Consider the following 12792-nt stretch of genomic DNA (forward strand, 5'->3'; position numbering starts at 1 on the left):
GAGCTTTTCGTTGAAAAGCCCCTGCCGGGCGACGTGTTTTTCGCTCTGCGAAAAACACTTGGTGGAGCCTAGCGGGATCGAACCGCTGACCTCCTGCATGCCATGCAGGCGCTCTCCCAGCTGAGCTAAGGCCCCATCGGTGGTGCGGTTTAAGGCCGGGCGGCGGACCGTGCAAGCGAAAAAATCGCTGCAAAGCCGCGTATCCCGGCCTCAACCAAAATCAGTCGTCGTCGCTGCCTTCGGCGGCTACATCAGCCAGATCATCAAGTGCGACGGTATCTTCGTCGTCATCATCCAGCACATCATCATCATCGATGTCGGCGTCGGCATCTTCTTCGATGTCGAGATCGTCATCGAGGACCAGATCTTCTTCCTCGGTCTCCGCTTCCTTAGCTTTGGTCGCGGATTTGTCGGCGACAAGGCTCTGCGCGCCGCCTTTGCCGGTCTCAAGGATTACGACTTCGCCCGTGTAGGGGCTGACGATCGGATCAGCGCCCAGATCGTAGAAGCGTTTTCCAGTGGTGGGGCAGACGCGCTTAACGCCCCATTCCTCTTTGGGCATGACACCCCCTTGCATAATCGGTATCGCGGGATGCGGTCCTCTGCCATAGTGTCAGAGGACTGTCAAAGGCTTTCCCCTATCCCGCCTGAGAGGTGTCATTTGGCTACGCGCGCGCCCGTTTCAACCCATGTCCTGCCGGGTGATCCCCCGGTGGAGGTTTTGGTGCGCCGCAATGCCCGCGCAAAACGGTTTTCTCTTCGCGTAAGCAGGGCGGATGGGCGGGTGTCCCTTAGCCTTCCGACATGGGCACCTGAGTCTGAAGCCCTGGCCTTTCTGCGCGCGCGGGAGGATTGGGTACGCCAGCATTTGCAGCGCGCACCCGAGGTCCAGCGTGCGCAAATCGGGGCTAGCGTTCCGATCTGTGGGCAGCCGCGCGAGGTCGTGGAAGGGCCGGGTCGAGCAGCCCGCTTCACAGATGGTCGCATTGAAGTGCCCGTGGGTCCACGGGAAGGGCCGCGCATCAAGGCCCTGCTGACGGCCCTTGCACGAGAGCGGCTGGCGGCGGCGGTGACGCGCCATGCAGGAAAACTTGGCCGCCCCTATGGCCGCATCACCCTGCGCGACCCCCGGTCGCGGTGGGGCAGTTGTTCGTCGAAGGGGGATCTGATGTTCTCCTGGCGGCTGATCATGGCCCCGCCCGAGGTCCTCGACTATGTGGCCGCCCACGAAGTCGCGCATTTGGCCGAGATGAACCATTCGGATCGCTTCTGGGCGGTCTGCAAGCGGTTGTGCCCTGACACGGACCTCCACCGCCGTTGGATCAAGCAAAACGGCGCCGACCTGCTGGCCTGGCGTTTTGACGGAGACCCGAGCTGACATGCTGATGAACCCTCGCCCCACGGAAACCGGTGCCGCCGTCGCCCATGATCGGGTCTACCGGGCCCTGCAGAACCCGCATCATGTATGGCGAAGTCGGCCCGGGTGAGGCGATGACCCTGCGCGGCCTGGGCAAGGAGTTCGGCACGTCCATGACGCCTGCGCGGGAGGCCGTGCGCCGGTTGGTGAGCGAAGGCGCGCTGTTTCTGTCCGCCTCCGGCCGGGTTTCGACGCCTGAGCTGTCCAACGAACGCATTGAGGAGCTTGCCGCGATCCGTGCGCTGCTTGAGCCAGAATTGGCCTCACGCGCCCTGCCCCGCGCGCACCCCGCGCTGATCGAACGGATGGAGGCGATCAACGCGCAGGTCGCCCAGGTGATCGCGCGCCGTGACGCGGTCGGCTACATCCGGGCAAATCTGGAATTTCACCGCACCCTCTATTTGCGCGCGCAGGCGCCTGCGATGCTGGCCCTGGCCGAAACCGTCTGGCTGCAGATGGGTCCGACCATGCGCGCGCTCTACGGCCGCTTGGGACGGACCGAGGCGCCACCGCACCACCGCCTGATCCTTGCAGCCTTGAAGGCGGGGGATGAACCGGGTCTACGGCTCGCCCTGCGGGCCGATGTCACCCAAGGGTTGCGGCTCTTGGCGAACTGATAAGACCGAGCACTGGGCCGTGCCCGAGGGTTCCGGAAACCCGTACTTGCGGCCCGTGCGGCAGGTTGCAACCATCTGGCATGATCCGTTCATTGCACACAGCCTCAGGCGTTTTGTTTGCCGCGCTTTATCTGCTGATCCCGACTACAGCCGTCAGTGACAGCCTGTGGTCCATGACAGATGGGTCAGTGATGCGCCTGTCCGATGCAGGGCAAGCCCGCATCATCCGGCACCTTTCCCCCAGCGAAGAGGCGCAATATGCAGGCGAATTTCCAAACGCCACCTTCTTCCAGGGACGCATAAATGGCAGCACGCTCGCCGGCTCAGTCATTCTGCGCAGCGAGGTGTGTGGTCAGACAACTTTCCCCGTGCGCGGACGGGTTGAACAAGACCCTCTGCGGATCACTTTCACCGGGGAAAGCATCGTTCGAGATTGCCTGATCCCGACGAACCAGTTCCGCGCACACCAAATTGTCTTGAGCTATATTGGGCCAGCCGAGTGACGGCAGCGCCAGCGCGCCGCCCCCACCAGACACGCTTTGCTCAGCTGTGGATCGGACCGTCGCCGCAGGCCAAAGCCGCTTCGCGCACCGCTTCCGAATAGGTCGGATGCGCGTGACAGGTCAGCGCCAGATCCTCGGCTGAGGCCCCGAATTCCATCGCCACACAGACTTCGTGGATCAGATCACCGGCCATCGGCCCGATGATATGCGCCCCCAAGATGCGGTCGGTTTCCTTGTCGGCGAGTATCTTCACAAAGCCATCGCCTGCGAAATTCGCCTTGGCGCGGCCATTTCCCATGAAGCTGAACTTTCCGACCTTGTAGGCCCGGCCTTGCTCTTTCAGGCTCTCCTCGGTTTCACCCACCGTGGACACTTCGGGGTGGGTGTAGATTACGCCCGGGATCACTCCGTAATTCACATGGCCATGCTTGCCTGCCGCCACCTCGGCGGCTGCCATGCCCTCATCCTCGGCCTTATGGGCCAGCATCGGCCCCTTGATCGCATCGCCGATGGCAAGAATGCCCGGCACGTTCGTGCGATATTGCCCATCCACTTCGATCTGGCCGCGATCCGACATCTTCACGCCAAGCGCCTCAAGCCCCAGCCCGTCGGTGTAGGGCTTCCGCCCCGTCGCCACGAGGACGACATCGGCATCGGCGACAACTTCACTGTCATCTTTGCGCAGCTTGTAAGTGACCTTTGCCTTGGTCTTCGTCGCATCAACTTTCTGCACGGCTGCCCCAAGCACGAAATCGATGCCCTGTTTCTTGAGCGTCCGCTGGAACACCTTCGACACCTCGGCATCCATGCCTGGTGTGATGTGATCAAGGAATTCGATCACCTGCACCTGCGTGCCAAGCCGCGCATAGACCGAGCCCAGTTCAAGCCCGATCACGCCGGCCCCAATCACCACCATCTTCTTGGGGATTTTCGACAGGCTCAGCGCACCCTCACTGTCTACAACAACCTTCTGGTCAATCTCGATCCCCGGCAGGCTCGATGGCTCGGACCCCGACGCGATGATGATGTGTTTGGCCTCGTGCACCTCATCGCCGACTTTGACTTTCCCCGCCTCGGGGATAGAGCCCCACCCCTTGAGCCAGTCGATCTTGTTCTTCTTGAACAGAAACTCGATGCCCTTGGTGTTCTGGCCGATCACATCGGTCTTGTAGGCCTGCATCTGGGTCCAATCGACGGACGGGCTTTTGCCCTTCAGACCCATCTTGGCAAAGTTATGCTCGGCCTCATGCAGTTGATGGCTGGCATGAAGCAGCGCCTTCGAGGGAATGCAGCCAATGTTCAGACACGTGCCGCCAAGGGTTTCGCGACCTTCCACGCACGCCGTCTTCAGTCCCAGCTGCGCGCAACGGATCGCACAAACATACCCGCCGGGGCCGGAGCCGATTACGATGACATCATAGCTGGACATGGGGGCCTCCTGAGGCGTGCTGGTCATTAGCCTGAACCTATGGAGCAGCAGCCCCTGCAACAACCCCAAGTTGCCGAGCGCGCCTGCGTGTCGCGGGCATTTTCGGCGCTTGTGATCACAAACGGAGGTTCAGGCGATAAGCGCCGCCAAAATCATCGCAATCGTCGCCAGAAATCCGGCAAACCAGATGAAACTGCGCCACGGCACCCAGCCAAAGGCATATGCGGGAACATAAAGGATCCGTGCGGCAAGGTAGATCCAGGCACAGAGTGCCGTGAAGGGTGTCGATGCATCGCCAAGCGTGACCACGACGACCGCGATCGTTAAGAGGATCAACGCCTCGAAATGGTTGTTCATCGCGCGGATCAGGCGCCCGGTGCGCGGGCTGACCTGTTCCTCGATCGACCCGCCGGATCGCCCCTTGTCCCGGGGCGACAGGGTTTTTCCCGTGCCAACCTCCAGATTGGCCGGAATCGCCATAAGGCCGAACTGGACGGCCTGCAAAAGGCCCGCCAAGGCAAGAACGGTCAGCTCTGGGGTCATCGACATCTCCGAAATGAGTTCAGCCGCAATGTGCGCTGATCCCGCCTCGGGTCAACTGGCCTCTTCAGGTGCGAAGTCGAGCGCGGCCCCATTGATACAATGCAGCATCTCACCCTGCACGATCAGGTAGTGGCCCAAATGGCTGCCACAGCGGCGACAATGCACCTCCGTTACTTGGCGGACCTCTTCAATCTCGGTCTCCGACATCTGCGCAGGCCATTCGTCGATGCCAAGCAGCACATTGTCGGGGCGGGCGTGGTGGAAAAAGACCCAGCCGATCAGGCGATTGGTCTTCTGATCGCTGTCATAGATCGTCAGATCGCAACCCTTGCAATGGTAATGGCCGGGTTCCTCCGATTGCCAGTAATCCGAGGAAAAGCGCGGCTCCGTCCCGAATTCCCGCAGGATGCGGTACTCGTGCTCGGTCAGCATGGCACGCCATTCTTCCTCGGTGCGGGTGACCTCATAAGCGAAGTCTTCGCTTCCGGGGGCTTCGGTATGGGCCTTGGCCATCGGGGCGGCGAGCGCAGTTGCGGCAGCTGTCCCGAGGAAGGCCCGGCGGTTCGGGTGGTGTGTCATGTCAGTGGCTCCTTGTCCTGCAGGCAAGGTCGCACGCGGCGGCGATCACTGGGAAAACACGAAGACGGGAGGTGCCGGGGATGTGAGGAGCAGCTATGCTTGCGCCGCATGCACAAGGACAGCGAAGGTAAGATTGGTGAGTTCGGGCGTCATATGTAGCCGCTAGTCTTTGCGGTATGGCGGGCACATGGAAAGATGACCAGTGGCTTACTCCCCAGTGTCGGAGAATTCTCCGTAGAACGGTCCCATTTCAGAATCCGTAACTTCCGCATCAAAAGGCACAAAAACAGTGCATTCGAAATGCCGAAGTCCTAGCGCGGTTTGCGCTTCAATTTCCACCTGCGCCATGTGAAGAGGCCCAAAAGCTGGCGTGAACGTGTCTAATTCCGTGTCTCCGGAAGAAAGAAGACCATTCCAATCGGTCCACACAACTCTATCCACTTCGCGCCGTTCGAAGTTTTCGCATGCCAATCGCTCGTAGGTTTCATTCGTGCGCAAGCCTGCATATCGACCTTCGCAAACCTGGCAGAGCAGCTCCTGAGAGCTCTGCCAGGTATCTGGTATGAAATCAGGCCCCGTTTCATTCCAAGCGGCCAAAACAATTAAGCCAGTGCAGATTGCTATTACTAAAAGCGATTTTCTCAAGCCTCACAAATCCATCAGCAACCGCCGCGGATCCTCCAGCGCCTCTTTCACCCGCACAAGGAACGTCACCGCCCCTTTGCCGTCCACGATCCGGTGGTCATAAGACAATGCCAGATACATCATCGGGCGGATGACGATCTCACCATTCACCACCATTGGACGGTCCTGGATCTTGTGCATCCCCAAAATGCCCGATTGCGGCGGGTTCAGGATCGGCGACGACATCAGAGAGCCATAAACCCCGCCGTTCGAGATCGTGAAGGTCCCGCCCTGCATTTCGGCCATGGACAGCTTGCCGTCCCTCGCCCGCGCACCCTTCTCGGCTATCGCCTTCTCGATATCGGCAAAGCTCATCGCATCCGCGTCGCGGATCACCGGAACCACGAGGCCCTGCGGCGTGCCAGCGGCGATGCCCATGTGGACGAAGTTCTTATAGACGATTTCCTGCCCGTCGATTTCAGCATTCACTTCCGGCACTTCGCGCAGCGCGTGGACACAGGCCTTGGTGAAGAACGACATGAAGCCAAGCTTCACGCCGTGCTTCTTCAGGAACAGATCCTTGTATTCGTTGCGCAGCGCCATGACCTCGGTCATGTCGACCTCGTTGTAGGTCGTCAGGATCGCAGCGGTGTTCTGCGCGTCCTTCAGGCGCCGCGCAATGGTCTGGCGCAGTCGGGTCATCTTCACCCGCTCCTCGCGGCTGGCATCTTCCGCCGGACTTGGGGCACGCGGGGCGGGCGCGGTCGCCGCAGGCGCCGGGGCAGGTGCCGCGACGGCCTTCATCACGTCTTCTTTCATGATCCGGCCATCTCGACCCGACCCTTGGACTTGATCCGCCTTCAAACCATTCTCGGCCATCATCTTCTCAGCGGCTGGCGCGTTGGCCACATCTTTCCCACCGCCAGACGGCTGCGCGGCGGGCGCCGCCTCCGCGGGCGCCGCGGAGGGGCCGGTTGCAACCGCACCACCAATCACCGCCAGCTTGGCGGAGGCTTCAACGGTCGTGCCTTCGGGCGCGAGGATTTCCGAAAGAACCCCCGCCGCCGGCGCGGGCACCTCGACCGAGACCTTGTCTGTCTCCAACTCACACAGCATCTCGTCCTGCGCGACGGTGTCCCCCACGGCCTTGAACCAGGACGAAACGGTCGCTTCGGTCACGCTTTCGCCGAGGGTCGGCACCATCACGTCAACTGCATCGCCGCTTGCCTCTTCTCGGGGCGAGGCAGAGGCGCCATCCGTGGCGGCCTCCTTCGCTTTCGGGGCGGCAGTTGATCCGGCATCGCCTTCGCTGAGCGTCGCCAAAAGCGCGTCAACGCCAACCGTTTCCCCTTCTGCGGCGACGATCTCGCCGAGGGTCCCTGCGGCGGGCGACGGCACTTCGACCGTCACCTTGTCAGTCTCCAACTCGCACAGCATTTCGTCCACTGCCACGGCATCGCCGGGTTTCTTGAACCAGGTCGCTACAGTGGCCTCGGTCACGCTTTCCCCCAGCGTCGGCACTCGGATTTCTACGGACATGGCTATTTATCCTTCGATGGTCAGCGCGCTGTCGATCAGCGCGGCTTGTTGGGATTTGTGGACAGAGGCCAGGCCCGTCGCGGGCGAGGCAGAGGCATTGCGACCCGCGTACCGGGGCCGTTTGGTATCAGCGCCGATGCGGGTCAGGACCCATTCCAGGTTCGGCTCGATGAACGACCAGGCGCCCTGGTTCTTGGGCTCTTCCTGGCACCAGACGATCTTGGCCTGCTTGAAGCGCTCCAACTCCTTGACCAAGGCAAGGGCCGGGAAGGGATAGAATTGCTCCAGACGCAGCAGGTAGACATCTTCGATCCCGCGCGCATCACGCTCCTCAAGTAGGTCGTAGTAGACCTTGCCCGAACAGATCACGACTTGTTTGATCTTGTCGTCGGCCACCAGCTTAGTGTCCGAATTGCCTTTTTGCGCATCGTCCCACAGGCACCGATGGAAGCTGGAGCCTGTGGTGAAATCCTCGGCTTCGCTGACGGCCAGCTTGTGACGCAACAGCGATTTCGGGGTCATCAGAACCAGCGGCTTACGGAAGTCGCGGTGGATCTGCCGCCGCAGGATGTGGAAATAGTTTGCAGGCGTAGTGCAATTGGCGACAATCCAATTGTCCTCTGCCGACATCTGCAGGAACCGCTCCAGCCGGGCGGACGAGTGCTCAGGTCCCTGCCCTTCAAACCCGTGCGGTAACAACATGACCAGGCCGGACATCCGCAGCCATTTCCGCTCACCGGACGAGATGAACTGATCGAACATGATCTGCGCACCATTGGCGAAATCGCCAAACTGCGCCTCCCACAGTGTCAGCGCGTTGGGTTCGGCCAGCGAATAGCCATACTCGAACCCAAGCACCGCATATTCAGACAGCATCGAGTCGATGACCTCGTAATGGGCCTGTCCATCTCGGATATGGTTGAGCGGATAGTATCGTTCTTCCGTCGATTGATCGATCAACCCCGAATGTCTCTGGCTAAACGTGCCGCGCGTGGAATCCTGTCCCGACAAGCGCACTGGATAGCCCTCAGTCATCAGGCTGCCAAACGCCAACGCCTCGCCAGTGGCCCAGTCAAAGCCCTTGCCGGTTTCAAACATCTGCTTCTTCGTCTCAAGCAGACGCCCGACTGTTTTGTGCAAGTTGAACCCATCAGGCGCTGTCGTCAGCGCACGGCCGATCTCTGCGAAGGTTTCCGGCTTGATCGAGGTCGTGCCCCGATCATATTCGTCCTTCTCGCGGTCGAGATGGCTCCACCGCCCATCCAGCCAATCGGCCTTGTTGGGCTTGTAATCCTTGCCGGCTTCGAACTCGTCATTCAGGTAGCTCTGGAACGCCGCCTTCATATCCTCGATCTCGCCCTCGGGGATGAGGCCGTCCTTGACCAGCCGCTCGGTATAGAGCGCAAGGGTCGTTTTGTGGCCCTTGATCTTCTTATACATGATCGGGTTGGTGAACATCGGCTCATCACCTTCGTTATGGCCAAAGCGCCGATAACAAATGATGTCGAGCACAACGTCCTTGTGGAACATCTGCCGGTATTCCGTTGCAACGCGGGCGGCGTGCACCACGGCTTCAGGGTCATCCCCATTGACGTGGAAGATCGGCGCCTCAACCATCAGCGCGATATCTGTCGGATAGGGGCTGGACCGGCTGAAATGCGGCGCTGTCGTAAAGCCGATCTGGTTGTTCACAACGATGTGGATCGTCCCGCCGGTCTTGTGTCCGCGCAAACCCGACAGGCCAAAGCCCTCGGCCACCACACCCTGGCCCGCAAAGGCCGCGTCGCCATGCAGCAAAATGCCCATGACCTTCGTGCGGTCGACATCGCCCTTCTGATCCTGCTTGGCGCGGACTTTGCCCAGAACCACCGGGTTCACGGCCTCAAGGTGCGACGGGTTCGCGGTCAGCGACAGGTGCACGTTGTTGCCGTCAAATTCACGGTCACTCGACGCGCCAAGGTGATATTTCACATCGCCCGACCCATCGACATCCTCAGGCTTGAACGACCCGCCCTGGAATTCGTTGAAAATCGCGCGGTAGGGCTTGCCCATCACGTTGGCCAGAACGCTCAACCGGCCCCGGTGGGGCATGCCGATCACGATCTCTTCCAGCCCCAGCGCGCCACCGCGTTTGATGATCTGCTCCATCGCGGGGATCAGGCTTTCGCCGCCATCCAATCCGAACCGCTTGGTGCCCATGTACTTGACGTGCAGGAACTTCTCGAAACCCTCGGCCTCGACCATCTTGTTCAGGATGGCCTTGCGCCCGTTCTTGGTGAAGGCGATTTCCTTGCCATAGCCCTCGATCCGCTCTTTCAGCCAGCTGGCCTGAACGGGATCAGAGATGTGCATGTATTGCAGCGCAAACGTGCCGCAATACGTGCGGCGCACAATCTCGACGATCTGCCGCATGGAGGCCATTTGAAGCCCCAGCACATTGTCGATGAAAATCGGGCGGTCCATATCCGCGTCGGAAAACCCGTAGGAGGCCGGATCAAGTTCCGGGTGCGGCGTCTGATCGCGCATTCCCAGCGGGTCGAGGTCGGCCACAAGATGGCCCCTGATCCGATAGGCCCGAATGATCATCAGCGCCCGGATCGAGTCCAGAACGGCGCGTTGAACTTGATCATCGGTCAGCTCGACCTTCGCCTCAGCCGCCTTTTCCTTGATCTTCCGGCCCGCCTCTTTCGCCTCTTCTGCTGGCCATTCACCCGTCAGCGCGGCGGTCAGATCGTCGCCCGGAACCGGCGGCCAATCGCGGCGCGCCCAGGATGGCCCTTCGGCCTCGGCGGGCGCCGCATCCGCATCGCCTAGCGCCTGGAAAAAGTCCGCCCAGGCCGCGTCCACCGCCGAGGGGTCCTTGGCGTATTGCGCGTACAACTGCTCCAGATATTCCGCATTGTGCCCCTGCATGAAGCTGGAGGCATGGAACTGGTCGTTGGGGGATTGCTCGGTCATCACAAGACCTCCCGGTTTGAACGTGGAACAAAGGTTGCGGAGTGGATCGAGAAGGTCATTCCAACGGGTCCTCCCCATATTGGTTTGGCCCAGACGTGCCCCGCGACGCCCAGAAGACGATGTTCACAATCGAAAAGGCGATGACACCGGCCAGACCCAGCCAGAACAAGGGACCGGCAGGGTTGAACGGATCACCCGTGAACATGCCAATGAACATCACGATCAAGCGGGATCAGCGGCACCAAGGTCCAAAGACCGGTTCGGTCGGTGTCATGCAACCGCCGCCAGGCCACCGCCGCATAGGGCAGAAGCGTGCCAAGATTCCAAAGCCCCGACAACGCATCCGACACGAGGGACAAGGCGATGTCGACTATCGCAAGGAACAGCGCAAACCACCAAAACTCCGACCGCCGCGCGCGCCCGGAGAAATCGACATATTTGCTGAAACAGGTGGCGATGCTCTCGGTGAAACTCATGCGACAGGATCCTCCCCGTGGCGGTTCGGGCCAATGGTGCCGCGCGACGCCATCCAGATGATGATCACGATGCTCGGCAGAGTCTGGATGGCCGACAGCATCGACGATGTGCGGTTCAGCTCTTCGAAATCTGCGATAGCCTGGTTCAGCTCAAAAACCGAAGAATTCGGGTCGAACACCACACTCATCAACTCGGCCGTCTGTGGGCCGGTGATATTGAAGACGACCACCGACATGACGGAGACGAATACAATCGTGGCCACAAACCACCATGCGGGCCGGTCCTGATCATTCATTCGACGCACGCCGCACGCCAGGATCGGAAGGTAGTTCAGCAAATACCAGAAAGTCGTGATCGGCATCACGTTGATGTAGAAATCGGTGATCGACTGGAAGTTCTCAGCCAGAAACCGACCGACCTCTCCGTCGCCGATCCCCGGCCAGAAAATCGCGAAGTCGAAGATGAACGCCGGGATCGATCCAAGAAACACGAACAAAACATACCACCAATAGGCCGACCGCGGGTCGCGATCCCGGAAGTTGGTGCAGTGCACGATGTTGTGCCGGATAGCCTCGGTGAATGTCATGCCAAAGGATCCTCGCCGTACTGGTTCGGACCATCCGTGCCTTTCGAGGCCATCATGATCAGAATGATGATCCCGGCCACGAACTGCACCAACGACAAGACGGACGCGATGCCCATGAAGCCCACAAGCGACATCAGTGCCTCATCGTCCTCAAAGGGAGAGGTCGCAAAATTGGGATCCTGGGCCGAGGTGATAGCGAAATCCATCATCACGCTGAAGAACTGGAACATGTAGATCGTGGCCACGACGGTTGAAACCAGTGCCAGCAGACAGATGATCGCGAAGGCCGTGCCAGACTTGTCGCAATCATGCCTGCGTCGGATGCCGCAGGAAAACAGCGGCACGATATTGATCACCGACCAGATGATCGTCACCGGCGCCAGCGTGAAATAGATCCACGGGCCTCCGGCAAACAGCTCAAGGATCTGCTCAGGCTCCTCCGGCGACTCCATCATGTTCAGAAACGAGTCCGCACGCAGAAGCAGAAGGGATGCATCAATCGCATTCGCGACAATCGAGCCGACAACCACGAACAGCACATACCACCAGAAGGACGACCGCGGATCACGACCGGCAAACCGGAACATGTTGCGAAGGTTGTGGGATATCGCCTCGCCGAAGGTCATGGCTCTAACCAATCGCCTCCAACACCGCTTCACCCAATGTCGCGGGGCTATCGGCGACAACGATACCGGCGCTTTTCATCGCCTCGATCTTGTCCTCGGCGCCGCCCTTGCCGCCGGCAACAATCGCACCGGCATGGCCCATCCGACGGCCCGGAGGGGCCGTGCGACCCGCGATGAAACCGGCAACCGGCTTCTTGCGGCCACGCTTGGCTTCATCCGCCAGGAATTGCGCGGCTTCTTCCTCGGCCGAGCCGCCGATCTCACCGATCATGATGATCGAATGCGTCTCGTCGTCGGCCAGGAACCATTCCAGCACGTCGATATGCTCGGTCCCCTTGATCGGGTCGCCGCCGATGCCAACGCAGGTGGACTGACCCAAACCGACGTCCGAGGTCTGCTTGACCGCCTCGTAGGTCAGCGTCCCCGAACGGGACACAACGCCAACCGATCCGCGGCGGTGGATATGGCCGGGCATGATGCCGATCTTGCAGGCATCAGGCGTGATGATACCCGGGCAGTTGGGCCCGATCAGGATGCTGCTGGACCCTTCCAGCGCACGCTTGACCTTCATCATGTCCAGCACCGGAATGCCCTCGGTGATGCAGCAGATAAGCTCCATCTCGGCATCAATGGCCTCAAGGATCGAGTCCGCTGCGAAGGGCGGCGGCACATAGATCACCGACGCATTCGCCTCCGTCACGGCCTTGGCCTCATGGACCGAATTGAAGACCGGTAGATCCAGATGGGTCATGCCCCCTTTGCCGGGCGTCACACCGCCGACCATCTTGGTGCCATAGGCAATCGCCTGTTCCGAATGGAACGTGCCCTGCGAGCCGGTGAAGCCCTGGCAAATCACCTTGGTATTTTCATCAACGAGTACGGCCATCGGGGCCT

At 60.5% G+C, this 12792-nt stretch carries 14 protein-coding genes, 1 tRNA gene and 1 pseudogene; 3 read left to right on the plus strand and 13 right to left on the minus strand.

Going from position 1 to position 12792, the window contains the following annotated elements:
• Positions 1–59 precede the first annotated feature (59 nt).
• Both ACZ1HK_RS09685 and ACZ1HK_RS09690 read right to left on the minus strand, forming a co-directional pair.
• Positions 60–135 (minus strand) — tRNA-Ala (locus ACZ1HK_RS09685).
• Positions 136–220: 85 nt separating this feature from the next.
• Entirely contained in the window at positions 221–562 is a 342-nt protein-coding gene (locus tag ACZ1HK_RS09690; protein WP_472628542.1) for a TIGR02300 family protein, read from the minus strand.
• Positions 563–661: 99 nt separating this feature from the next.
• Here ACZ1HK_RS09690 and ACZ1HK_RS09695 point away from each other — a divergent pair, with 99 nt between their 5' ends.
• From ACZ1HK_RS09695 to ACZ1HK_RS09705, 3 genes and pseudogenes are all read left to right on the plus strand, one after another.
• A complete protein-coding gene (locus ACZ1HK_RS09695; protein ID WP_472628543.1) occupies positions 662–1378 on the plus strand; it encodes a M48 family metallopeptidase in 717 nt (238 codons plus the stop codon).
• A gap of 1 nt (position 1379) precedes the next feature.
• Positions 1380–2034: pseudogene (locus tag ACZ1HK_RS09700) on the plus strand (GntR family transcriptional regulator).
• A gap of 80 nt (positions 2035–2114) precedes the next feature.
• Positions 2115–2537 (plus strand): hypothetical protein, encoded by a 423-nt coding sequence (locus tag ACZ1HK_RS09705; RefSeq protein ID WP_472628544.1) that lies wholly within the window; start codon positions 2115–2117, stop codon positions 2535–2537.
• A gap of 40 nt (positions 2538–2577) precedes the next feature.
• Here the strand turns inward: ACZ1HK_RS09705 and lpdA are convergent, their stop codons facing one another.
• The 11 genes from lpdA to sucD form a co-directional block, all read right to left on the minus strand.
• A complete protein-coding gene (gene lpdA, locus ACZ1HK_RS09710) occupies positions 2578–3966 on the minus strand; it encodes a dihydrolipoyl dehydrogenase (protein ID WP_472628545.1) in 1389 nt (462 codons plus the stop codon).
• Between the two features lie 129 nt (positions 3967–4095).
• A complete protein-coding gene (locus ACZ1HK_RS09715; RefSeq protein ID WP_472628546.1) occupies positions 4096–4509 on the minus strand; it encodes an MAPEG family protein in 414 nt (137 codons plus the stop codon).
• A gap of 51 nt (positions 4510–4560) precedes the next feature.
• Entirely contained in the window at positions 4561–5088 is a 528-nt protein-coding gene (locus ACZ1HK_RS09720) for a peptide-methionine (R)-S-oxide reductase (protein WP_472628547.1), read from the minus strand.
• Positions 5089–5295: 207 nt separating this feature from the next.
• On the minus strand, positions 5296–5733 hold the full coding sequence (locus ACZ1HK_RS09725; RefSeq protein WP_472628548.1) for a hypothetical protein: 438 nt from the start codon (positions 5731–5733) through the stop codon (positions 5296–5298).
• Positions 5734–5736: 3 nt separating this feature from the next.
• Entirely contained in the window at positions 5737–7251 is a 1515-nt protein-coding gene (gene odhB / locus ACZ1HK_RS09730) for a 2-oxoglutarate dehydrogenase complex dihydrolipoyllysine-residue succinyltransferase (protein WP_472628549.1), read from the minus strand.
• Between the two features lie 6 nt (positions 7252–7257).
• Positions 7258–10209 (minus strand): 2-oxoglutarate dehydrogenase E1 component, encoded by a 2952-nt coding sequence (locus ACZ1HK_RS09735; RefSeq protein WP_472628550.1) that lies wholly within the window; start codon positions 10207–10209, stop codon positions 7258–7260.
• 55 nt (positions 10210–10264) lie between these two features.
• The gene (locus ACZ1HK_RS09740) at positions 10265–10414 is read right to left on the minus strand and encodes a hypothetical protein (RefSeq protein WP_472628551.1); all 150 of its coding nucleotides are present in this window, start codon (positions 10412–10414) and stop codon (positions 10265–10267) included.
• Positions 10401–10685, minus strand: a complete 285-nt coding sequence (locus ACZ1HK_RS09745) for a DUF805 domain-containing protein (protein WP_472628552.1) — start codon at positions 10683–10685, stop codon at positions 10401–10403. Before ACZ1HK_RS09745 ends, ACZ1HK_RS09740 begins: the two co-directional genes overlap by 14 nt.
• Positions 10682–11272, minus strand: coding sequence for a DUF805 domain-containing protein (locus tag ACZ1HK_RS09750; RefSeq protein ID WP_472628553.1), 591 nt, complete (start codon positions 11270–11272; stop codon positions 10682–10684). Before ACZ1HK_RS09750 ends, ACZ1HK_RS09745 begins: the two co-directional genes overlap by 4 nt.
• Positions 11269–11898, minus strand: coding sequence for a DUF805 domain-containing protein (locus ACZ1HK_RS09755; RefSeq protein ID WP_472628554.1), 630 nt, complete (start codon positions 11896–11898; stop codon positions 11269–11271). Before ACZ1HK_RS09755 ends, ACZ1HK_RS09750 begins: the two co-directional genes overlap by 4 nt.
• Before the next feature lie 4 nt (positions 11899–11902).
• Positions 11903–12784: a succinate--CoA ligase subunit alpha gene (gene sucD / locus ACZ1HK_RS09760; RefSeq protein ID WP_472628555.1), complete on the minus strand. Its 882-nt coding sequence runs from the start codon at positions 12782–12784 to the stop codon at positions 11903–11905.
• Between the last annotated feature and the right edge of the window lie 8 nt (positions 12785–12792).

The organism is Gymnodinialimonas sp. JB5-7, assembly GCF_055693405.1.